Genomic DNA, 23,522 nt, shown 5'->3' on the forward strand with positions numbered 1-23,522 from the left:
GGTTTTCTTAACTTTAAAGAAATACAAACTAACACTATCTAGACTATGAGTACTTCAAATCTTCCAAGAAGAGAATGGCTTAAAAAAATGGCTTTTTCGGTGGGCGCAGTTGCTGTTGCTCCCACAGCTTTATGGGCAACTACTGTAGAACAGGCTCAGAGAAATAATCAAAAATTTCTATACAAAAATTCAGCTTTTGACGAATTTACGCCTCCCAAATTCCCCGATCTAAGCACGGTAAAAGCACGCCTTGTTTGGAACGAGAATCCGCACGGGCCATCAAAAATGGCAGCAAAAGCATTTCAAGACAATGTTTGGGATGGAAATCACTATTCGTGGTCTTCTTTAGGTGAACTCGTTCAAAAGATCGCAGATAAAGAAGGGGTTTCTCCTGAAAATATTATGATGGGTCCTGGCTCTTCCGACTTATTAGAAAAAACCGCATTGGTTTATTTCAGTGAAGGTGGAAACGTAGTAAGTGGTGACCCAAGTTATATGTCACTCGTGAGTGTTGCCAAAGCAGCCGGTGGTTCCTGGAAAGCTCTAAAGTTAACTGAAGATTATCAGCATGATTTAGATGCTATGGAAGCCGCTATCGACGAAGATACTAAGCTTGTTTATATTACCAATCCCAACAACCCAACAGCTACCCTTACAGATACCGAAAAACTGAAGGATTTTTGTAAACGCGTATCTAAGACGGTTCCTGTATTTGTAGATGAAGCTTATCTCGAACTGGCTCCTGAAGGTTTAGATGCAAGTATGGCTCCATTGGTTGCTGAAGGTTATGATGTTTTTGTAACTCGTACGTTCTCTAAAATACACGGAATGGCAGGCCTGCGTATGGGATATATGTTAGGTAAAAAAGAATCATTAGAAGGAATAAACAAAATCACACGTGGTGGAATGGGTATTGCGGGACCAACCATTGCGGCGGCTTCTGCAAGTATGGATGACGAAGCCTATTTAACCATGTGTAAGGATAAGATCAAAGAGGCACGTGATTATACAACTTCTTACCTAGAGTCTCGAGGATTTGACTATATGCCATCTTCTACAAACTTCGTGATCTTCCCGATCGATATGGAAGGGGATGCTTTTCTTGAAAAAATCTATGATAAGAAAGTGGTTGTACGTGCATTTAAATTCTGGGATCAGAACTGGTGTCGTGTAAGTATGGGTACTATGGAGGAAATGAAATATTTTACCGATGCGATCGATGAAATCCTTGTGTAAAGATGGATATTAATCTGCAGAAAACATTTCTTTTTCTTCTGTTTATAGGTATTGGTCTATTACTTAAAGTTAAGCTCAAGGACAAATCTGAATTAGCAGGAATTAAGGTTATTATTCTTAACCTGGCTTTACCGGCAACGATTTTTATCGCATTACTTGGAGTGAATATTGAAGCTTCGCTCCTATTATTGCCGCTAATTGCACTCCTCCTTAATGTAGTATTATTTTTTGTGACGCCTTTGGTATTTCCCGTTTTAGGAATAAAACGAGGAACGCCTAATTTTAGAACAGGACAGTTATTGGTTTCGTCATTAGCACCAGGTCTTAGCTGTTTCCCATTTATTCTGGAGTATTTGGGAGATTCGTACCTCGCAAAAGCGGCTATGGCAGATCTAGGGAACAAAGTTTTTGTCCTACTTATCCTCTACTTAGTTGCGATGCGCTGGCATTACAAAACTCAGGAAATTCAGAATACGTCAAATAAGGCCAAATTAAAGAGTCTCTGTATTGCTATGGTTTCAGAACCGGTCAATATTTTTATTCTAGTGGCTTTGGTATTATTATCATTCGGCTTGCATATGGAAAGTTTACCTTTTATTGTAAGCGAAAGTCTAAGCCGGTTAAGTCTTTTGATGACTCCACTTGTCCTTTTATTTATTGGACTTTCAGTAAAAATAAAAAAGAGACAATTTGCTCAGATCATTTCTGTGCTCTTATTGAGAGCCGGAATTGTCGTCTTATTAGGTATTGGTCTTATATCCTTAGCAAATATCACAATTGCGCAAGACCGACTACTATTGCTAGCATTTGGGCTTAGCGCCTGTAGCTTTTGGCCCTTTGCTCATATTGCAGCCGTTGACGCACAAGAAAAGCGCGTACTGAATTTTAGAAAAACTTTTAATCAGAACTTTGCTATCAACATTTTGGCAATTTCTTTTCCGCTATCTGTAGTCCTTATTTTAGGAATACTCTCCGCCGGAACTTTGTTTGCCAATATTGATACCATGCTCCTATTAGCAACTTCATTGATCACGGGAGGCTTAGTCTATCCGGGGTTTATGCTTTTAGTTAAGAAGAAGTCTTTAGCACAAACAAAAACGTTAGATCAGGATGTAGACGAGCCCTATAACCTCAAACGCGTTACTGAAAATTAAAATCAAATTTATTCTATAAATTTAAAAGACCGATTAAAAATTCGGTCTTTTTTAGTTATAATAAGTAGTGTATGTATTTTCAATAAAAAACTTAATTACAGTCACTTACAAATAGTATTCATTGTAATTAGTACATGTTTCAATCAATCAAAAAGATTTCAGCTCGACGATAAAAATCAATCAATTCATACCTTTTAAAGAAAGAATAAGTAAGTCTGCGAAGCTTTTGAAAGTCATTTGTTTAAAATCATTTACAGTTCGAGAATAGCCTCAAAACATTTAATCTGGATTATCGAGGAAAAACAAAAAAAGACCGGTTTATAAAACCGGTCTTTTTCTTACAATTAATTGTGTTGCTAACTTTTATCTTGGATCAAGAATAAGATCTATACGCTCTAATAAATCCTGTAGATGATAACGACTAAGGCTGTCACCAGTTCTACCAATAGCACTTCTTACACTGCGTTTTAGGGTATTTAACTCGGCGCGTGCGATTGATCTGATATCAGACTGACTTACATTAACACTTGTAGAATTACGACGTCCTTCTTGTTCTTCAGTCAATAAGTATTCTAAGCGATCAACATAGGCACGTTGTAAATTACGGCGATACGTATCTATTTTTCTTCCAGCACGTAACTCACTAAAGATTCCTGAACGCAAATCGTTCATCATTTCAGTAAGGCTATACGCTTCACGACCATTAAGTGTTTCATTCTCGATCATACGAGCCATACGACCAAAGTCTAAAACATTATTTAATGTACGTACTTGTAATCCGCGGATGCGCTCGATGTTCCCATTATTTTCAATTTTATTGAGAATATCAGTATCGATCATCCATTCTGGAGTACTGAATAATTGCTCTTGTAAAAATGCAAGACTTTCTTCCTGACGCTCTTTAGGAACCGGCACAAATACAGCTCCATCTTGGTCGTAGGTTTTGTTATACTGATAAACGCCTCCAATGTTGTTGCTTACGTGGCCCATATAACGGTTAAACTGAGTCAACACTTGACCGTATAATGTTTCTAAGTCATCATAATTCTTACCATCTTCAGCAGTCCATTCTATAAGATTAGGAACGATACGCTTCAAGTTTTCGATACCGTAGTTACTCGCTTTAACAGCGTCATCTCCTAAATCTTCAGTTTGTGAACTCGGATCAACAACATCCCACTGCTGTGCACCAAAACGGTACATAGGATCTCCGGCATGCTCTAGAATCCATTGGTCAAGAACAGGTTTTTCTTCCATTCCTTCTTTATCAAGAATTGGACGATATCCCCAATTGATCGCATATTTATCATAGATTCCAATATTTGGCATCATAGAAACGCCTTCATCTCCTGGCTGTGCTACGTAGTTAAACCGTGCATAATCCATAATTGATGGTGCTGTACCGTATTTCTCTGTAAAGCTTTTAGAGCGTAATGAATCTACAGGATACGCTACACTACTTCCCATGTTATGAGGTAAACCTAAGGTGTGACCAACTTCGTGAGAAGACACAAAACGAATTAAACGTCCCATAATCTCATCTTTAAATGCAACACCACGTGCTTCTGGATTGATCGCAGCTGTTTGTACGAAATACCAGTTACGTAAAAGGGTCATCACATTGTGATACCAGTTAATATCAGATTCTAGAATCTCACCACTACGCGGGTCACTTACGTGAGGTCCGTTTGCATTAGGAATTGGAGATGCCAAATAACGTACCGTTGAAAAACGTACATCCTCTGGAGACCAATCTGGATCTTCTTCTACAGTTGGAGCTTCTTTAGCAATAATTGCATTTTTGAAACCTGCTGCTTCAAAGGCAACTTGCCAATCTTCAATTCCTTGTTTTATAAATGGTACCCATTTTTTAGGTGTTGCACGATCAATGTAGTAAACGATTTGTTTTTTAGGCTCAACGAGTTCACCTGCTTTGAATTTAGCTTCATCTTCAGGCTTCACTTCAAGTCTCCAACGGTCCAAATAACGAACGGTTTTACTTTCTTGCGCATCAAGACCGTAATCTACCTGTCCACGTGCAAACCAACCTACTCTGCGGTCAAAATAACGACGCTCCATAGGTTCTTTAGGTAATAAAACCATACTGTTACTCATTTCAACAGTAATAGACCCTACGCTTTGGTTACTTGGTGGATTACCTGCGTTATAGGTTTTAACGTGTCTTGCTTCGATGTTTAAAGGATAACTTTTAAGGCTTTCAATATAGCTTCTGCCTTTATCCACGTTACGCACTTTGTAAGCATCACGGTAATATCCTGGTAATCCTAAAGCCTGTACATCATCTGAATATAGATCATTAACCTGAACTACTGTAGCTGTACTGTCTTTATTGATGGTTTTAACATCGAAAGAAAAAAGTACAGGTTCAAAATTAGAATTGTTTACGGCCTCATGAATCGGAAGTGAATCTGCAGCAAAAATTTCGTGAGAAACTACTCGTAAAAGTACTTTTTTGTCCTTTTTCTCCCATCTCAATACCTGAGTGTTGGCTTTTCCTCCACCAAAACCGATACCTGATGCGGTTTTAGCAATACGCGTTACCATCAACATCTCACGATCAAAAATAGTATCGGGAATTTCGTAGAAATAATCGTCCTTAACTTTGTGAATAGTAAAAAGACCTGAGTCGGTAACGGCCTCTTTGGTAATTACTTTGTTGTAGGGTTTTAAGTCGCCTTTAGACTCTTCCTTTTTTGTTTCGGCTGCTGCACTTTTTTTGTTCTGCTTAGTACTCGCACAGTTCACCGTAAGCATTGCGAGCGCAAAAGTCGCAATGGGGTAAAGTTTTAATTTCATTATTCAATTTTAGAGTTGCGCCAATTTAATATACTTAAACATAAAAAGGTGTTAAGATTGTCTTAACACCTTTTCTTAATACTTCGTAAAAATATTTTGCAAGAGCAATTACGCACTGGCATCTTTCAATAAATCAATCGCTTCCTGATCAAGGTTAAGTTTTAAAGCCTGATCAAAAGCCTCTAAATGAGCTATTTTGGTAGCACTAACGATGGGTGCTGTAATTCCGGGCTGTGCAATAGTCCAAGCGATAGCAATAGCCGCCTCTGAGCAATTATATTTTTTGCTGAGCGCAGTTAAGGCTTTTAAAACGCGATTGCCTTTGGCTGTAAAATACTTTTTCACAAAGCGCTCTCTGGCTTTTCCAGAAGTTTCTTCGACCGATTGATATTTACCGGTTAAAAAACCTGATGCTAAAGTGAAATAACTTATCACCTTCAGGTTTTCTTCAATACAAAGCCGTTGATAATCCCCTTCAAAACCTTCTCGTTCCATCAAATTATATTGCGGCTGAACATAGTTATACATCGGTAAATCTTCGGCCTTCGATAATTCGATCGCATCCCTCAAAACTGCTAACGGAAAATTAGAAGCGCCAATTTCTCTTACCTTTCCTTCGTTAATCAAATGCTTGTAGGCTGCTAATGTTTCCCTTTGGGTGACGCTTTCATCATATTTGTGACTAAAATAGATATCCACATAATCTGTTTGCAGCCGTTTTAAGCTAAGGTCAATTTGCTCTTTTATATATGCTGCAGATAGATTATTTGATTCGTCACCGATGGGACTTCCTACTTTTGTAGCGATGATCACTTGATCTCTATTTTTTCTTTCGTGAAGCCACTGCCCTATTACGGTTTCGCTTTCTCCACCTGAATTTCCTTCTCCCCAATAAGAATACACATTGGCGGTATCTATTACGTTAAGTCCACGCTCTAAAAGCGCATCCAGTAAATAAAAGGACATTTTTTTATCTGCAGTCCAGCCAAAAACATTTCCTCCAAAAACTATTGGTGGCATTTTAAATAAACGTGTTCTATCCTGAGTTGTCATAATTTAATTTCTTGAAAAATTAAAATTACAAAAGCACTAAACCAGTCGGTGCCTAGCTGCTTTTAAAGTATTGTTAATCTGTATAAAAAGAAACATCGCTTGAGCATAACGTAGTACTTTAGTAATCAAACAACCTATTCCATTATTATGAAAAAATTATTGCGAGCTCTTATAGCAGGTTATGGCGCCAAAAAAATAGGTGGCGGTCGATGTGGATGTATTGGTACCATCGTGGTTTTTATTGTTTTATATTGGCTGCTCGGATTTGTATTTGACGTGCTGTAAAAACCTTTGAAACCTAATATTTAGGCTTTACAGTATGGTAAAGTCTTTTCTTCTTTTTACCTCAATATAATGAAAACTGAAAAACAGAAAATGTTTGAAGGCTTGCCCTATGATGCGCATACTCCAGAAATGATTGCGCTACGGAAGAAAACCAAACATCTTTTACATAAACTGAATGTAACTGAATATTATACCGAAAACTTTCAGAAAACAATAAATGAACTTTGTCCTAATGCAGCTTCAGACCTTCATTTAGAACCGCCTTTTTACTGTGATTATGGTGATCACATTTTTGCAGGAGAAGGTGTTTTTATCAATTTTGGAGCTACCATTTTAGACGGTGCTAAAGTGACTATCGGAAGAAAAACGCTTATTGCTCCAGGCTTACATATTTATACTGCAAGACATCCTTTAGAAATTAAAGAGCGTCGCGAATGGGAAGACTGTGCACCGGTAAGCATTGGCGAAGAATGCTGGATTGGCGGTCGAGTAACCATCTGCCCCGGAGTGACTATTGGAGACCGGGCGGTGATTGGCGCAGGTTCTCTGGTGACCAAAGATATTCCTGCAGACACTCTTGCTGTAGGTAGTCCCGCAAAAGTGGTGAAGAAACTCAATCAATAAATTACTTCTGGAGCAAACTCATAAAATGTTCCTTAAAGTAAATTTTTAATTTCACAACATCCCCACAGTTATAGAAATAGAATATTAAACCCTTTTGGGACGTTAGTAAACTCCCTCAGGGCAAGCCTGTCTACCGACAAAGGCAGGCCCATAAGGCATTGTTGGGAAACGAATGTTCAATTTCGCGGCATCCCGATAGCTGTCGGGACGGAGTAATTGACCCTTTGGCGGTGCCAATAAAAAAATAGTTTCTAAATTAGAAGACTTATACTTCTTTTATGGCTGAAAAGAAACCGGAAGCTTACGAGAAAAAAAAGTACAACGATTTTGGACTTGGGGAAAAAGCGACCTCTGGCCATTATCGGGTAATAAATAAGGACGGTACTTTTAATATAAGAAAAGACAATGTGCCTTTGCTTGAAAAAATCAACTTTTTTCATACACTGGTTTCCATGTCTTGGACCAAATTTTTGATCGTTGTTCTTGCTACTTACTTTTGTATTAATATACTGTTCGCAAGCATTTATATGCTCATTGGCGTTGAAGACCTCACCGGAATTTATGGTACAACACCATTTGAACAGTTTACCGAAGCTTTTTTCTTCAGCGCTCAAACCATTACCACACTAGGCTACGGTCAGGTTGCACCTACAGGAATTTTAACAAATATCGTTGCTGCTACAGAATCTATGCTGGGTCTTTTAGGTTTTGCCTTGGCAACCGGTATGGTTTACGGTAGATTCTCTAAACCCGCAGCGAAACTTAAATACAGTAAAGGAGCGGTGATCGCCCCTTATCAAGACATCAACGGTTTTATGTTTAGAGTCGTGAATCCGCACGGGAATCAGCTACTCGAATTAGAAGCTAGCGTTGCCCTCTCTATGCTACGCGACGATTCTAACCTTAGAAATTTCTTTCCGTTGGATCTTGAGCGATCTAAAGTGGTTTTCTTACCGGCTGCCTGGACGATCGTTCATCCCATAACTACAGAAAGTCCGTTTTATAATCTTTCGCGTGAAGAATTGATGTATAAAGATGCTGAAATCATTGTCACCTTGAAAGCCTTTGATGACACCTTCTCACAATCGGTTTACTCCCGTACTTCTTATAAATATTCTGAAATTGAATGGGGAGCCAAATTTGTTTACCTGATGAGCCATCATAATGATGGTGGTATTGCTGTAGACATCAGTAAAATTGATCATACCGAAAACGCAAACCTCAATCAGTATTAAAATTATAATAAAAATCTGAGGAAGCATTTTTGGTTTGATATGTTTGTAATACTACACAATAGTAGAAGTTTATAACATTTTATGAGACAATCACTCTATCAGTTTATTTCAAAAATCAGAACGCTGCTTTCTGATAAATTTCAACAGTATGATGCAAAACTTCCGTATCTCTTGACTGTTTTAATTGCACTGATCGTTGTAATTGTAGGAGTAAATGCATTTATCGAGTTAACCGATACCTTAGAGTCTGAAATGCTCAATAAATGGGATACCGCGGTGACTGATTATGTGATCTCTTTTCGTACGCCGGCGCTTACAAAGTATTTTATGTTTGTGACAGATGTAGGTGATCTTTATGGATACTTGGTAGTTATGGGACTTTTTGTATGTATTTCTTATTTCGTTTTCAAGCGCTGGAAATACGTCGCGCAAACAGCACTGGTGCTCTTACTTGCCGCGATATCTAATGTGATTCTAAAACGCTTTATAGATCGTGCTCGTCCGAGTATAGAACATTTAGTTTCGGTAGAAACGTTAAGCTATCCCAGCGGTCACGCGATGAGTGCTATGGCTTTTTATGGTTTTCTTATTTATCTGTTTACGCAATTCAAAATGAATCGCATTTTGAAAGTTGTTGCCATACTCTTCTTTGCCTTTTTACTATTAAGCATCGGCATAAGCCGAATTTATCTAGGAGTTCATTTTCCGTCAGATATTGCCGGAGGTTTTATCGCGGGATTGATCTGGGTTATTTTTTGCATTTTACTCTTTAACGTGATCGAATTATTTCAGCGCGATCCGCGTACCAAGTAAGTTTTAGAAAGGATAACCAATAGCAAAATTGAGAATAGGATTTTCAAAATCCCAAGACCAGCGTTGTCCTTCAGCTAAACTAGGGTCGTGAAAGGGCGCTGCCAGATCCAAACGAATTACAAAATTTTGAATGTCTACACGCATTCCGAAGCCACCTCCAATACCTAATTGATTCATAAAATCACTGGTAAAAGTATCGCCTTCAAGCGCCTCGTTGTCTGTAGTATTCCAGACATTTCCGGCATCTACAAAAACTGCTCCTTGTAACAAACTAATCAGCGGAAAACGGTATTCTAAATTTGCCTCTAATCTTAAATTCCCGGTTTGATCGTAATAGCTGAAAGTTTCGCTGTTTTCTGGTTGAAAGGTTCCGGGTCCTAAAGAACGTGTTCTAAATGCACGCACGCTATAGGGCCCTCCGGAAAAATACTGCTTGGAATACGGGATCACATCAGAATTACCATAAGGAACTCCCCACCCCGCAAATAAGCGTGTTGCGATTTTTTGATTTTTAGCAAAATTGAAATGATAGCGAATATCAGTATCCAAACGTACAAATTGAGCGTATTCCAGTCCAAAAATGCTTTGTGGTCGTTCGCCGCCAGCGATTAAACTCAAACTATTTCCTGCGGTTTCAAAATTGGTATTGAGGTAAAATTGATGGGTTTTACCGGTATCTACCATTCCGTTATAAATGAATGAATAGGTTAATCCTGAAATAAACTGTTGGTCAAAACTGCTACGTAAGAATGGATTTTCATCTAAAATCGTTTCAAATTCTTCGGTTGTATTTGCCAATGAAACATAATTTATCGATACCGGATTGATCTCGTGGGTTACGTATTTATTGGCTTGCCAGATATAACCGAATTTAGATTCTACAGATCCCAATGTAAAGAGCTGCGTACGATTTAAATACGCTATTCCTAGTTCGATTTTAGTTTTAGGAATATCATATTTAAAATAGTTCTTCGAAATTTCGACAGGGAAAAGCATTCTCGGGAAAATGAGTTTTCCAGACAAACCCAATTGCAAACTTGTAGAACCACTATTGCTATCTGAACCTCCGGCTTGTACTTCATAAGCCCCGTCAAGCGAAATATTTAAGGTTTCACCGCCGTGAAATAAATTTCGATTCACAAACGTAAGACCTAAACCGGGACCCGAAAAACCGTTGGATTTAGTAACTCCTTTGACTTCTGCGCGTATAGCTCGCTTTTTTAACGGTGATAGGTAAATGTTTGCTTCTAAAAGGCCGAGGCTATCTTCAGACGAACCTTTAATCTCGTCATAACGGATGTTTACAAACTTGTAAGCTCCTATATTTCCTAGACGTCTTCCTGTCGCTTTAGACTTCGCGGGGCTGTAAAGATCCCCTTCTTCAAGCAACACATACGGGTCTAAACGTTTTGGCTTAAAATATTCTTCATCTTGAATAAAATTCTTTTCTGCATATCTGGTAGTATCTAATGCTGCACTATCAACATCCACCCGATTATTAGGATATATATTGATTTTACTTAATTTATACGGAACGACAGCTTTCTGAGGTACATCTTTTTTCAATCGTAGATACAAATCAAATCGTTTATTTCTATACTGATTGGTATCGGTCTCAAAAATTAAAAACCCACTATTAAAATTGTAATAGCCTTCTTCTTTCAAATAGGAATCAATTCGGTTGCGTTCTGATTTCATTGCGCTTAAATCGAAATTCATTCCAGATTTTAAAAGCGTTTCATTCATCGAAGTTTTGATCTTCGAATACACCGGAAGCGTATCGGTATCTAATTGATAGGTTTGAAGTCTATAAGGTTTTGCAAGTCTTAAACTATAAATGGCCTCAGCTGTTTTATCGCTGGTATCTCTTACAATTTCTGAACTTACAATACTATAAAAATAGCCTTTGTTCTCCAGGCGGTTTAAAAGTATCTGCTCCATCTCATAGGTCTCTATATCTGAAGCGTAAACCGGCTCTTTTCCAAATTTCTTATTCAAAAATTTATTTATAAACCCCGGTTTTTCACGTTGAGCTTTATAGTGGTAATACAAGCCGGGATAACCGCCCAAAAATGAATTTATAGGCTGTGGTCGCAATGCTGCTTTAAGATCGGTACGGATTGCTTCCAGGTTTTCTACAACCGTATCAGGGCTAATATTAACAGTTTCTTTGGTATACAAATATTCGTCTTCAGGAATGAAACGTTCTACCGAACAGCCATACAATACCATAACAAAAAGCATCGCAACAAGCGATCTTATTAAAACTTTATTCATCAACACCTTATTATTCTTCATTCGTATCGTCTTCTTCTTCCGTTTTTGCAGGAAACATAGATTGCCAGAGTTCAGTAAACTTGTTAAACTCCCGGGTAAACAATAAGGAAATACCGTTTACAATTATTTGTCCGTCAATAATATTTTCAAACTGACTGCTTCGATAGCCTCGTAAACGATAACGACCATCTTCAGTCAATAGATATTCAATAGAAACATTTCCTACTACAGGAGCCGTCCCATTATCTGTATTTCCGCTTCCTTGCAAGTCTACAGCGCTTCCCACACTTACTACCACACGATCATCAAACAATCGCTTTTGTGCAGCTATATCAAGAGTCGTACGGTCTGTAGGTGCATTGCCCTGATAATCGGTATAACTGTCTAAACCAAAGTTGAGATCAAAACCGGTATCGCCAAGCAGCTTATCTGAGAACATATTCAATTGGTCTGAAATCGCATCATTGAGGTTATCACGAGCGATCGCAGCTGTTCCACCGCCGCTGCCGTCTGTAGAGGAATTGGGGAAAAATCTATTTAAAACCAGCAACGAAAACACCTGTTTGTTGAGTTCGTTTTCTTGCTGATTAAGCTGCTGAACTCTGCTATACACTTGTCCGCCGGCAACGCCCCTACTACCCTCAGGAATATCAAGGTTAAAATTGATCAGCGGTTGCATCAACTCCCCGTTAATATTGATATACACTTGAAACGGAACTTCCTGACGGAACTGCATCTGCGTGCTCATATCTGCACCACTGGTTTGAGAAGCCATAAGTCCGCTGGCTGAAGTCTCCACCCTGTAAAAAGCTTTGATATCCAGATCTGCGTCAAAGGGATCACCCGTCCACGTAATACGGCTATCGGGAGCCAGTTCAAAACGGCGATTGACGAGATTGTATAAACTCATCTCATAATGACCATCTGTAACATCATAGCGTCCGCTCAAAGTCATTCTTCCGTTAGGATACATATCAAATTCAAAATCACCGGTACCACTCACTTGAAAATTATCTCCGGTCTGCTCATCGATGACCAAATTGAAAATTGCGCCTTTTTCAATACCAAAATCAGCATCTATCGTAAACCCGGATGCGGTATACGACTCCTCTTCATTATTAGTCAAGATCGCATCAGGATTTTCTTTATTAACAAAAAGTACCACACCGTCTTTTGACTCTATCTGAACTTCTGAAGGTGGCAGCACATAGGTCACATCGGTCTCAGCATTTACGGTTAGATCCAAAGTCACATTTGGCAAGTTAAGATCTCCGGTGATTTGAGCATCTGCATCAAAAACGGCTTTTCCGTACACTAAATCAAAATCTTCTTTAGTAGAATTTAAAGCGGTAAAATTTTCTGCCTTGAGGTTGAGATCAAAAGTAGGATTGATGAAACTTTCCGTTCCCACTGAACCATTGATTACAATTGAATTTTGATTTTTATCTAACACTTTAAAGTCGTCGAAATCTATCCCCTTGTTGTCCAGGTCAATTTGCTCGTCTGCTAATAAAAAGGAAGCATTGAGTTTGGTAACTTCAAATTCTGCTTCTTTAAAGTTGAAACTTCCAGAATATTCCGGAGTTGTGGTATTTCCGTCAATTTTCATCGCTCCACTGATGGTTCCGCTTGCATTTGAAATTTCACCAAAGGAAAATTTCTCAAGTGCAGCTACGTCAAAACGATTAAGATCTAAGTTCATGTCGAGTCGTGCTGCATCAGTATTAGCAACATAACTGCCTTGTAAATCAAGGTCTGCCGCCCCCTCTTTTATAGCCAGTTCAAAATCATATTCAGCACTGCTAGAAGAGTTTCCTTTTGCAGTAAGGACGCCCATATCGGTCTCCAGGACTTCAAAATCATTAATATTCAAATCTAAGATCATCCCCGGTGCGTTGTACGGATCTTCAATAGCAAAGCGCCCGCTTAGCTTTCCTCGTGCCAAGGAAGTATCGGGATTGAGCAAACTCATAATATTGGCGAGTTTGAAATTTTCAAAATTGATACCCAGATGTTCTTTGGAGACGCCTTGAAGATCGTTTCCTGCTACAATACGCTGATTGTTATAGGACATTTCGAAATTTTCAAAAACCGTATTGGTTTTGGTCATCGTGACCAAGTTATCCGGGTTGATCGTCCATTGCTTTTTATTTAAAATAAAATCTTCAGGATCTATTTGTATCGTGATGTTATCTTCTTCCAGCGCCAGCTTATACAATACGTGAACAAGCTTTTCGCCCTCGTGCTGCGATAGAAAATCAATGTACATTTTACTATTAGTCACCCTTCCGCCTATGCGCGTATTTTGCATATCGACGGGCCCTGCAGTGAGTTCTTTAAGACCAAAGCCAAAATCCATGTTTTCTTTATTAGAAACCATTTTAAAGGCAAGGCTATCAATGGTATATCCGCTATAATTGATGTATGGCAGTTGTATATCAGCATTAAACGTACGCTTGTATTCATCAAATTCAACTGCAATATTCACCGTGTCTAACTCTCTCAAATTAGGAACAAACACTTCACCCAAAATCGGAGCTTGATGTATAGAACCTGTGATGTTCATTAAAACAGGGTCTGCGATAGAATCGAGTACCGGATCTTTTTCTAAATAGCGTTTAAAATGATTTTGTAAAGCAGCTATAAACTGTTGAGGGTTGGCATTTGATTCTAAATCAAGATCTAAAATGCGATTGCTAATATCAACCGATGTGGTATCGGGTTTAACAAAAGCTGCAATATCAAGATCTCCAACCTGATACGCCCTATTGTCATAAACAGCAACTCCTCTATTGATCTGTGTTTTGATTTGATAATCTTCAGGATCTCCTTTAAACGTTCCATTAAGGTGAAATGCAGCTTTGATACCTTGACTGGTAAGTCCTAAAGCCTGCAAATCTGCACCTATAAGATCAAGATCAAGCTTTGCTTCTGAAGCGATAGAATCGAGGATAACTTCAGCGGCGAGGGTCATATTTAAATTGTCATCTTTATAAGATGAATTCAAATCTCCTACTCCATTTTGAAAACTTCCCTCAAGCGCTAATTCCTGAAATGTATACGTATTGAATTGTATACTATCAATCTGAGCGCTAACCTGAGCATCAAGATTATTTATAAAATTTCCTGTTCCTTCTGCGTCAAGATTAAGACTCACAAAACCAAGAGATTCATTTTGTAAAAGTTTACCCAAATTGACTTCTGATGCATTTACTTTACCTTCGAAGTCGATATTGTCACCAAAGTTTGCCCTTCCGTCAAGGGTGACAATTCCATCTGTCGTGGTCAAGGTACTTTTTGTGATCGCTCGGGAAGTGGTTCCTTTTAAAGAACCTTTCAATTGTATATTCTTCGGAAACTGAACTACAAGAGAATCGGTTGCAACAAATTTTTCTATATCTGCTTTGGTACTTGTCACAGAATACACCGGAAGATTGAAAGCTAAATTGTCTAGTGCTGAAGCATTATAAATACTACCCTGAATGGCAAGGCTGGTTTGACGACCCCAATTAAAACGCGTCGGCGCTACATCAATCGCATCGAGTTTGCCGGAAAGATTCAACCGCCCGCGAAGTAAGCGCTGACTTAAGGTTGCTAAATATTCATTTGATCGTAATTCCGGAGTTATTTTAAAAAGCGTATTTATATCTAGAACCACGCTGGGTAAATTAAGGTTCACTCTGGCATCTCCTGGTTTTTCAATCAACGTGTTCAGACTCGAATAATCAAGCTGAAGCGATCCTTCAAGTGCATTTTGATTCAACTGAAAAGCCAAATCATTCACACCCAACTGTGTATCTGAAACAGAAAGATTTAATGCCAGTTGCTCTAATGTGATTCCTGAAATTTCATTAAAATTCAACGTATTCAATACCGCATCTAACCGCTGCTCTTTAAGCGAGACCGCTTCAAGATCCAGATTAAGATCAGAAAGTGCAATTGCATTGGGATTAAAACGCCCGGAAGAAGGTTTGGATCCGTCAAGAGTATAATCAATTTTGGTATTGGCTAAACCAATATGGTCGACGGCTATTGTAAACGGAGGCCAAATGCTTTCGCTGGTATTCGCTTTAACTTCGGTGGAAGAATCCTCATTTTCTATCGTTTTTAAATCAAGCGCGATGGCTGAATTATTCAGTAAAAACTGGTCTACTGTGATCACATTGGCCTGTAAATCGATCAACGGGATTTGCGTTTCCAGAGATGCGATCTCACCTTGCGCCTGAATACCTTGAGGTGCAGCATCGTACTCAAAATTCACCTGATCTAAAACAAGATCCCCAATGTTTATAATAGGTAAAGGAACTTCCGTAGTATCTGTTGAAGGTGGTAAAGGTTTGGTTTGTCGGTAAACCACTTGAGTGTTTTGAATGCGTGTTTCTGCCACATCAAAAATCATGCGCTCCAAATCTGTTTCTTGCATTCGCAGGCTTAAATTGCCCAAATCAAGATCAGCGATCATTCCGCTAACAGCATCTTCGTATTTGATTTCAAAATCAGAAAACTCAAAATCACCCAAATTAAGCTGAATCCCTGTAGTATCTTGTGGTGTTTGAGAAACTGAAGTAGTATCTGCAGTAGCAAAAGCATCGATCAAAAATTGATAATTAAATCCATTCACCGAATCCTTCCGTATAATGTTTGCCCGTAAACCTTGCCAACTAACATCGTTAATCCCTATTCCACCACCGTTAATAATAGACCAAAGCGGTATTTCGGCTTCCAGGTGTTTACTATATACCAATGTATCTCCTTGCTTGTCTTCTAGGTAAAGACCGTCTAAGGAGACATTTCCATCAAAAGTGATAAAGAGTTTCTCAATGGCTACTTCAGTCTGCGTTTTATCCTCAACATAATTGACCACCTTATCTACGATAATTCCCTGTCCCCACGGACTGCGAACAAAAAGTACGATCAAGAGCAATAGCAGCAAAATGACCCCAAGAATTTTACCTAAAATTTTGAGGGTTTTTATTAAAATTCTTTTGCTTTTACTACTCATAGAATTAAAAATGCGCGTGTTAAGCTGTTTGCGCTTTAAAAAGCTAAAATACTATTAATACAAAGGTCATAGGGCTTCGCGAGTATTAAAACCTTGTTATAGTTTTCTATATACGCAGTTAAAGACACCAAGATAACCTTGTATATTTTTTACCTTTTATCAAAAGAAAAAGTTATGAGTACAAAAGAAAAGCAAAAAGCAGATTATAATCCTGATTTAACCAAAGAAGACTTAGATCTTTTAAATCAGAAAAACATTCATAAAGATGGCGGCGTTGATGAGCAATTGCGCGATCGTAAAAAAGATGTTGATTTTACGGGAAGTGACCTGGATATTCCCACAGGTTCAGATCAAAACAACCTCAAGGACGAAGAAAATAAATTGTACAGTCAAGGAGGTTCCAGAAATAATAATCTTGAGGAACAAAAAGGTAAATTATAAAAACCTCAAAAATAAAAATAAAAAAGCCATCGATGAGATGGCTTTTTTTATTAGCGGCGCAGTGGTTTTCTTTAACCTTGTGCTTAATTTGATGTAGTTTATTCTTCCTTTACGATCATAATATTGGCTTTTACTCCGGTGAGTAAGTTCCATTCATTTGAACTTATCACATTTCCGGCATCATCATAAACAATAAATGATGCGGTATTAGGACCGGAAGAGCCTTGATTCAGGGCTTTAAACGAAATTCTATTGAATCCTTTTTTTAACGGCAGATAAAAGCTTGACCAGGTTTCGGTTAACCAGATGCTTGGAACCACAACTTCGTCATTCACCAAAACCGCAACACGATCTCCATCAACAAACTGGTAATCTCTACACATAATTTTTACCTGTTGTGCTCCGCTGTGAAACGTACCCAAATCTTGATCTGACTGATGCGCGGGCTTATCGGTGCGGTCTCGTGTACGCTTTGCCTCACGCTCATTCATCATATCGGTATATTTTTGCCCGGCATCTGCAAAATCCTCACGTTTCATCATATAAAAGTCTAAAGACTCCGGAGCCTTCAACTCGGGTCGTTCTTTAAGCTTACCTTGAGCATCTAATTGTAATCCCCCACGCGATAGTTTTAAATCTGGCTTTGCTTCGTTTTCAGCAGGAATCGCAGTTGGAGTTCCGGTGGTGTCAACCACAGCAGGAATCTTAAAGGAACCTGATTTACTATCTATTTGTGCCTGAAGGCCAAAACTAAGAATCAAGAATATTCCGCTTAAGATACACTTGAGCGCAAACGGATGTATTTGATTATTCTTAATTTTCATAGGTTCGGTAATTCTTCTTCTACAAATACGTATAAAATCTGCAGTTGTTACGTAGATGTCATACAAATTTAAAGTTATTTAGTCGATATTCCTTAGCAAGCCTATAAAGCGAATTTGACTAAGGATTAAACTATTAACAGAAATCGTGCCAGCCCAAGCTTTTTCCGAATTCTACTATTGAATTATTCTTAATTATTCGTATCTTCAAAAGACAAAAATGTATTATAAGCTATGAAAAATTACAGATTTAAAGATTTGGTTCTGTTTAGCAGATTTTTTTCCATTTGTATGGTACTTCTTTTTTGTTGTGTTCAAACTTTTGGTCAAGAAAATCAAAGAATTATTGAATATAAAGGTACCGTGATCGATGCCAATACAGGAGACGAACTTCCTTTTGTAAATCTTGAGATTGCAGGGACCAATATTGCTACAGTTACTAACAGCGAAGGGAACTTCCTACTGAAACTTGATGAAGCAATGCCCAACGCTAAAGTTGCGCTCACCTATCCCGGCTATAAAAAATTACTAGTGATCTTGGCCGATTTGAATAAAGAAGGTAATACCATCTCCCTTACGCCTCAGATGTATGAGTTAGACGAAGTAAGTATCACACGTCCTAAAGATGCACAAACCTTAGTTGCTAAAGTATTTAAGAACCGCTCAGAAAATTATTTGGACACAGAGACTTATATGACTGCATTTTATCGGGAAGCCATTAACAAACGCAACAGAAGTGCTTCTCTTGCAGAAGCAGTAGTCGCTATTAAAAAACGTCCGTATACAAGTTCAGCGGTAGACTTAGTGGGCGTGTATAAGGCCCGGAAAAGCACCAATTACAACCGTTTAGACACACTCGCCATAAAACTACAAGGAGGTCCATTAAACGCGCTATATGCAGATTTGATTAAGTATCCAGAATATTTTATGACTCCGGAAACCTTATCTAATTATGATTTCAGTTTTGGCGAACCTTTAATCAATGATGGAAAGCTGGTTTACGTGGTCAACTTTAAACAAAAAGATAATATTCTAGATCCGCTGTACTTTGGAAAACTTTATATAGAAGCCGAAACTTTTGCGTTAACCAATGCGATTTACAATATGAACGTTGAAAACCGAAAACGCGCTTCTGCCCTATTTGTAAAACGGAAACCAAACCGTGTCAAGGTCTATCCTACAGAAATAAGCTACCGTGTAGATTATCGCAATACTGATGGAAAATGGTATTACAGCTACAGCAATGTTCAGCTGGAGTTTGTAGTCAATTGGAAGCGTAAATTATTCAATAACAAATACCGTATTCGCAGTGAGATGCTCATAACCGATTGGGAGAATGAACTTGGTCCTAAAAACATTACCAATAAGACAAAATTTAAAGCCAATACCATTCTAGCAGACGAGGTTTCCGGTTTTAGAGATCCTGATTTTTGGGGTGCCTATAATGTTATCGAACCTGAAAAATCCATTCAGCAGGCAATAGATAAAATTCAGCGACAAATCAGAAGAGACTGATTTTAGGCATATTACTTGATATGTTTTTTAAATATTCATTTTAAAACATATCACTATGAGAACATCTACTACTGTAAATGCAGGATCTATGGCAGACATCGCCTTCCTGATGCTTATCTTTTTTTTGACGACCACAACAATAATGAATGATGCTGGTCTGGATCAAACATTACCCAAACCCTGTGAAACAGAGGATTGCAGCACAGATATAGCCAAGCAAAATCTTTTGTCAATTGCTATCAATCATGAAGGCGCAATTATGCTTCAGCAAGAAGAAGTTGTCGTAAATGCTATTGCAGAGGAGGTCATTAGATTTGTCGATAATGCAAGTAATTCAATTGAAGGCGCAACCTCACCTGATAAAGCGGTAATTCAATTTACCTGCTCGAGAGATGTTCCTTACAGCGACTATGTGAAGGTTTTGGATCAAATTAAATCAGGTTATGCTACAATGCGAGAGGATTACAGCAAACTTAAGTTTGACAAACCTTTTAATGAATTGAATGGAATAGAGCGAAAATTAGTCTTAAAACAATACCCGCTTCAATTGGCTGAAGCTTCCGGTTTAAACAGGTGATCCGGTTATCAGCGTATTGATTTTTAACTCTTTTACAATAACTTTTGAAAATTGGCTAAGGTTATAAGGTTTGGTAATCACATCATTCATACCATATTCCTTAGCTTTTTTTCTAATATATTCTGCCTCTGCAGCGGTTAAAGCAATAATTGGGATTTCTTTGTCAAAGGCTCTAATTTCCTTAGAAGTCTCATAACCGTTCATTCCCGGCATATTGATATCCATCAAGATTAGATCATAATGACTCTTTTGAGTTAAAGCCAATGCTTCTTCCCCATTTTGCGCTTCAAAAACTTCAGCATGTTGTCGTTCGAGTACACGACGGGTCACCATTCGGTTTATTTTATTGTCGTCAACAATAAGAACACGTTGATTGGTTAAATCTGCAACAAAAGCTTCAGCATCTTCACTTTCCTCCTTCTTGAGCTTGCCTATAACCTCGAGTAACGTAGCTTCTTTAAATTCGATAACAAAACTAAAGGTACTACCTCTACCCGGTTCACTCTTAAGCGCTATATCTGAACCCATTTTGAGCAAGAGCTTACGTACAATAGGTAATCCAAGACCGGTTCCCTTATTAGCTGTAGACTTCTCATCGATTTGACTAAATTCATCAAAGATCGATTCGTGCATTTCTTGCGGAATTCCAATCCCGTTGTCTTCCACTTCAAAATAGATCGCATGTTTGCCTGATGGCAATAAGCGATCTTTTAAACGTAAAGCAATCACACCCTTTGGGGTGAACTTTACTGCGTTACCTAAAATATTTAATAGAATTTGCGAAATTCTTCTTGAATCCCCCACTACATAATTAGGAATCGAAGCATCTACATCACAAATGATTTTACAATTAGAGTTTTTAAGACTGTGTTGTTCAAAGCTAGTAACCAATTCTTCGGCTAATAATTTAATATTAAATGGCTTTTTAACCAGTTTAAAACTCTCATCTTCTAATTTTGAAAGATCAAGCAAGTCATTAATGATCTCTAGTAAATGGTCTGCACTAAATTTTAAAGAACCTATCTCTTCTTTATAATCTTTAAATGCCTCACTCTTTTCTAGAAGAGAAACAATCCCGGTCACTCCATAAAGAGGAGTTCGCATCTCGTGACTCAAATTAGAAAAGAATTTGGTTTTAGCCCGTTCACTCTTTTCTGCGCGCTCCTTGGCTTTTTTAAGGTGTTTGTTATTAACCTTAAGATTTTTGATAAGCCCCAAGCGTAACTTTTCACTATAAAACAAATAGGCCAAGAACAATACCATCAATCCAATAATCGAACCCAGCAAAACCGACTGTGTTTTTTTGCGTTTTAAATTTTGGTCTAAGATTTCTTGTTTGAATTTGGCGTCGTTGCGTTCGCGGCGTAACTCTTCGGCTTCTAGTCGCGCCTGAGCAAGTTGAACGGTTTCTGTAGCTTTGGTCCGTTCTTTATGGCTGTAATAATCAAAATAGCGCTGATGTACAGCGTAAGCTTCTTCGGGCTTATTGTTTTCGGCTAAAAACTTAGCGTAACGATCATAAAAATCGAGCGCCAGATACTCCATTTTTCCGGCCTCAACCAATTCAAAAGCACTTTTATAATAGCTTAAAGCCTTATTATCAAATTGTAAGCCTTTGTAATAATCACCCCACAAAATATCAAGATAAGCTTTGGGATTGTCATAGTACAACGATTCAGGATCATAAGAATCCTGAGCCTCTTTGAGATACGGATACATCATGGTATAGTTACCATCGTCTCGGTAAAGCTCTGCAATATTAAGTGCTGCATCTATAAATTCGCCATCATTTAGACGCCGTTGAATGACCAAAGACTCTTTGTAGAGTTTTAAAACTTCATTTTTTCGCTTTGGAAAATACGCAAGACTAGCGGCAAGATTATTTAGTCCCCAGGATATTAAAGTATCATTTTTAGATAACTTAGCGTAATGCAAGGCTTTTTCAGCGTAATCTAATGCAGGAATAGTATCACTTAGCAGATCGTAGGTAAGACTGAGATAATTATAACCATGAAATAAATAACGATTATCATTTTTCTGTTTTGCTTCAGTGATCAAGGTTGAAGCCATTTCTATACTGCGATCATACTCAAGACTATCAGAAAGTTCTCCCAGCTTCATTAAGCGTTGATGCATGGTGAGACGCTCTTGCTCCTGCATTACAAGCTTAGCAGGCTCAAATGCATAGTTTGCATAAGCCCCAATGACACTAAGAAAAATAAATAATGTAAGTAGTCTTTTCAACTGTTGTAAAAAATATAGACAAAAATACATTTTTTTGCGTCATAATACATCTAACTATCTCGTTTTTAAGCATAAAAATAATATTATTATCGTTTAGCAATAACATTGTTGAATATCAAATTTAGATGATCATCAAAAATGTAATCCTATTCTTACTAAAATACAACAGCAGTCTATTAAGTTTTCGATCTGGCAGAAAAATTAAAGTATATTTGCCGGCCTAAATAGCACTTATGACTTGTGTTCTTAACCCTACTTATTTTCCAGATATTGTAACTACGGCTGCTATGCTTCAAGCAGAACAGTTAACTATTGAAGTTTGCGATAATTATCAGAAACAGAGTTTTAGAAACCGAATGTATATCGCTACGGCCAATGGACAACTGCTCCTCAACATCCCCATTAAGCACACTAAAACGCAAGGCCATAAAAAAACGGCTGAAGCTCAAATTGAAAATAACTTTCTTTGGCAGCGGCAACATTGGAGATCTATAGTAATCGCCTATCGTACTTCTCCTTTTTTTGAATTTTATGAAGATGATCTATATCCCATCTTTCATACTGAATACCAGTCTTTACTAGAGCTTAACAAAGCCACGATGGATTGTATTTTTGAAATGCTGGATGTAGACATAGAATATACTGAAACTGAAGTTTATCAGGCTGAATACTCTGATGCTTTGGATTATCGTTTTTTAGCCAACGCCAAACGTAAGAACAGAATAAGCATTCCGGAGTACCGACAAGTTTTTGCTGAAGAAAATGGTTTTACACCACACTTGACTGTATTGGATTTGATTTTTAATCTAGGTCCTGAGGCGCTTCCGTATTTACAAAATTTAGAGCTAAAGCTCTAAGACAGCCATAATAGGAAAGTGATCTGAATATTCCACATCAAAATTCTGAAAAGCTTGAGTTTTAAATTCAGGATCTGTGAGAATAAAATCAATCCGTAAGGGAATTACATCAAAAATAAAAGTACGACCGAAGCCGCTCCCCTGCTCTTCAAAAGCGTCTTTCTTATCTCCTCTAATCTTATTGTAGGTATAAGAAAACACCGTGTTATTAAAATCTCCGGCAACTATTTTTTTATAGGGACATTCCGCCTGATGCGCTAAGAATTTATAGACTTGGTCTTCCTGTTTCTTAAATGCTCTTCCCAGACGCCCTACTAAGCTTTTAGTATTCTCTTGTTCTAACGCGCCTAATTGTGGGGTTAAAGCGAGAGACTGCATATGCATATTATACACGCGTAGGGTATCTTTTCCTTTTAGGATATCAATAAAAATGGCATTATTAAAAGAGCTTTCAAAATTCAATGAACCCTGATTTACAATCTTATATTTGGAGTAAACCGCCTGACTTTTAGACTTATTGTTCACATTAATTCCATTATAAAAAAAAGGATAATCCAAATCTGGAGCTCCT

At 38.0% G+C, this 23,522-nt stretch carries 16 protein-coding genes; 9 read left to right on the forward strand and 7 right to left on the reverse strand.

Annotated features, from left to right (window positions below):
• Window positions 1–45 precede the first annotated feature (45 nt).
• Together MED217_RS09350 and MED217_RS09355 are read left to right on the forward strand one after the other, a co-directional pair.
• Window positions 46–1,236 carry a pyridoxal phosphate-dependent aminotransferase gene (locus MED217_RS09350; protein ID WP_009780266.1) on the forward strand — a complete coding sequence of 397 codons (1,191 nt, stop codon included), beginning with the start codon at window positions 46–48 and terminating at the stop codon, window positions 1,234–1,236.
• Between the two features lie 2 nt (window positions 1,237–1,238).
• Entirely contained in the window at window positions 1,239–2,390 is a 1,152-nt protein-coding gene (locus MED217_RS09355; RefSeq protein WP_009780267.1) for an AEC family transporter, read from the forward strand.
• Between the two features lie 363 nt (window positions 2,391–2,753).
• Here the strand turns inward: MED217_RS09355 and MED217_RS09360 are convergent, their stop codons facing one another.
• Both MED217_RS09360 and MED217_RS09365 read right to left on the reverse strand, forming a co-directional pair.
• Window positions 2,754–5,207 (reverse strand): zinc-dependent metalloprotease, encoded by a 2,454-nt coding sequence (locus MED217_RS09360; RefSeq protein ID WP_009780268.1) that lies wholly within the window; start codon window positions 5,205–5,207, stop codon window positions 2,754–2,756.
• Between the two features lie 108 nt (window positions 5,208–5,315).
• The gene (locus MED217_RS09365; RefSeq protein ID WP_009780269.1) at window positions 5,316–6,260 is read right to left on the reverse strand and encodes an aldo/keto reductase; all 945 of its coding nucleotides are present in this window, start codon (window positions 6,258–6,260) and stop codon (window positions 5,316–5,318) included.
• Between the two features lie 354 nt (window positions 6,261–6,614).
• On the opposite strand from MED217_RS09365, the gene MED217_RS09375 reads away from it, so the two are divergent.
• From MED217_RS09375 to MED217_RS09385, 3 genes are all read left to right on the forward strand, one after another.
• Window positions 6,615–7,169 (forward strand): sugar O-acetyltransferase, encoded by a 555-nt coding sequence (locus MED217_RS09375; protein ID WP_040532706.1) that lies wholly within the window; start codon window positions 6,615–6,617, stop codon window positions 7,167–7,169.
• A 278-nt stretch (window positions 7,170–7,447) separates the two neighbouring features.
• Window positions 7,448–8,404 (forward strand): ion channel, encoded by a 957-nt coding sequence (locus MED217_RS09380; RefSeq protein WP_009780271.1) that lies wholly within the window; start codon window positions 7,448–7,450, stop codon window positions 8,402–8,404.
• Between the two features lie 81 nt (window positions 8,405–8,485).
• Complete coding sequence (locus tag MED217_RS09385) at window positions 8,486–9,217, forward strand: phosphatase PAP2 family protein (RefSeq protein WP_009780272.1); 732 nt, start codon at window positions 8,486–8,488, stop codon at window positions 9,215–9,217.
• Window positions 9,218–9,220: 3 nt separating this feature from the next.
• Here the strand turns inward: MED217_RS09385 and tamL are convergent, their stop codons facing one another.
• Both tamL and MED217_RS09395 read right to left on the reverse strand, forming a co-directional pair.
• Window positions 9,221–11,515: a translocation and assembly module lipoprotein TamL gene (tamL, locus tag MED217_RS09390; RefSeq protein WP_009780273.1), complete on the reverse strand. Its 2,295-nt coding sequence runs from the start codon at window positions 11,513–11,515 to the stop codon at window positions 9,221–9,223.
• A complete protein-coding gene (locus MED217_RS09395) occupies window positions 11,505–16,496 on the reverse strand; it encodes a translocation/assembly module TamB (RefSeq protein ID WP_009780274.1) in 4,992 nt (1,663 codons plus the stop codon). Before MED217_RS09395 ends, tamL begins: the two co-directional genes overlap by 11 nt.
• A gap of 174 nt (window positions 16,497–16,670) precedes the next feature.
• Between MED217_RS09395 and MED217_RS09400 the strand changes: the two genes are divergently transcribed.
• Complete coding sequence (locus MED217_RS09400) at window positions 16,671–16,937, forward strand: hypothetical protein (RefSeq protein ID WP_040532710.1); 267 nt, start codon at window positions 16,671–16,673, stop codon at window positions 16,935–16,937.
• Window positions 16,938–17,035: 98 nt separating this feature from the next.
• Here the strand turns inward: MED217_RS09400 and MED217_RS18530 are convergent, their stop codons facing one another.
• Window positions 17,036–17,827 (reverse strand): hypothetical protein, encoded by a 792-nt coding sequence (locus tag MED217_RS18530; RefSeq protein ID WP_050759322.1) that lies wholly within the window; start codon window positions 17,825–17,827, stop codon window positions 17,036–17,038.
• A gap of 165 nt (window positions 17,828–17,992) precedes the next feature.
• Here MED217_RS18530 and MED217_RS09410 point away from each other — a divergent pair, with 165 nt between their 5' ends.
• Window positions 17,993–19,273 (forward strand): carboxypeptidase-like regulatory domain-containing protein, encoded by a 1,281-nt coding sequence (locus tag MED217_RS09410; RefSeq protein WP_009780278.1) that lies wholly within the window; start codon window positions 17,993–17,995, stop codon window positions 19,271–19,273.
• A gap of 55 nt (window positions 19,274–19,328) precedes the next feature.
• The gene (locus MED217_RS09415) at window positions 19,329–19,850 is read left to right on the forward strand and encodes an ExbD/TolR family protein (RefSeq protein ID WP_009780279.1); all 522 of its coding nucleotides are present in this window, start codon (window positions 19,329–19,331) and stop codon (window positions 19,848–19,850) included.
• Here the strand turns inward: MED217_RS09415 and MED217_RS09420 are convergent.
• Entirely contained in the window at window positions 19,839–22,094 is a 2,256-nt protein-coding gene (locus MED217_RS09420; RefSeq protein WP_195891559.1) for a response regulator, read from the reverse strand. The two genes, MED217_RS09415 and MED217_RS09420, sit on opposite strands and share 12 nt — an antisense overlap.
• A gap of 233 nt (window positions 22,095–22,327) precedes the next feature.
• Here MED217_RS09420 and MED217_RS09425 point away from each other — a divergent pair, with 233 nt between their 5' ends.
• A complete protein-coding gene (locus MED217_RS09425; protein WP_009780281.1) occupies window positions 22,328–22,951 on the forward strand; it encodes a WbqC family protein in 624 nt (207 codons plus the stop codon).
• Here the strand turns inward: MED217_RS09425 and MED217_RS09430 are convergent.
• Window positions 22,940–23,522, reverse strand: a 583-nt coding sequence (locus MED217_RS09430; RefSeq protein WP_009780282.1) for an endonuclease/exonuclease/phosphatase family protein, incomplete at its 5' end; no start/stop codon positions are given. The genes MED217_RS09425 and MED217_RS09430 overlap by 12 nt on opposite strands.

It is taken from the genome of Leeuwenhoekiella blandensis MED217, assembly GCF_000152985.1.
In the GTDB taxonomy this organism is placed as follows: Bacteria; Bacteroidota; Bacteroidia; order Flavobacteriales; family Flavobacteriaceae; genus Leeuwenhoekiella; species Leeuwenhoekiella blandensis.

Excerpts from the sequence above, each read along its gene's own strand:
- MED217_RS09410 (WP_009780278.1), top strand. The coding sequence starts at position 17,993 with ATGAAAAATTACAGATTTAAAGATTTGGTTCTGTTTAGCAGATTTTTT.
- MED217_RS09375 (WP_040532706.1), top strand. The coding sequence starts at position 6,615 with ATGAAAACTGAAAAACAGAAAATGTTTGAAGGCTTGCCCTATGATGCG.
- tamL (WP_009780273.1), bottom strand. The coding sequence starts at position 11,515 with ATGAAGAATAATAAGGTGTTGATGAATAAAGTTTTAATAAGATCGCTT.
- MED217_RS09350 (WP_009780266.1), top strand. The coding sequence starts at position 46 with ATGAGTACTTCAAATCTTCCAAGAAGAGAATGGCTTAAAAAAATGGCT.
- MED217_RS09425 (WP_009780281.1), top strand. The coding sequence starts at position 22,328 with ATGACTTGTGTTCTTAACCCTACTTATTTTCCAGATATTGTAACTACG.
- MED217_RS09360 (WP_009780268.1), bottom strand. The coding sequence starts at position 5,207 with ATGAAATTAAAACTTTACCCCATTGCGACTTTTGCGCTCGCAATGCTT.
- MED217_RS09395 (WP_009780274.1), bottom strand. The coding sequence starts at position 16,496 with ATGAGTAGTAAAAGCAAAAGAATTTTAATAAAAACCCTCAAAATTTTA.
- MED217_RS09355 (WP_009780267.1), top strand. The coding sequence starts at position 1,239 with ATGGATATTAATCTGCAGAAAACATTTCTTTTTCTTCTGTTTATAGGT.
- MED217_RS09400 (WP_040532710.1), top strand. The coding sequence starts at position 16,671 with ATGAGTACAAAAGAAAAGCAAAAAGCAGATTATAATCCTGATTTAACC.
- MED217_RS09365 (WP_009780269.1), bottom strand. The coding sequence starts at position 6,260 with ATGACAACTCAGGATAGAACACGTTTATTTAAAATGCCACCAATAGTT.
- MED217_RS09385 (WP_009780272.1), top strand. The coding sequence starts at position 8,486 with ATGAGACAATCACTCTATCAGTTTATTTCAAAAATCAGAACGCTGCTT.
- MED217_RS09380 (WP_009780271.1), top strand. The coding sequence starts at position 7,448 with ATGGCTGAAAAGAAACCGGAAGCTTACGAGAAAAAAAAGTACAACGAT.
- MED217_RS09415 (WP_009780279.1), top strand. The coding sequence starts at position 19,329 with ATGAGAACATCTACTACTGTAAATGCAGGATCTATGGCAGACATCGCC.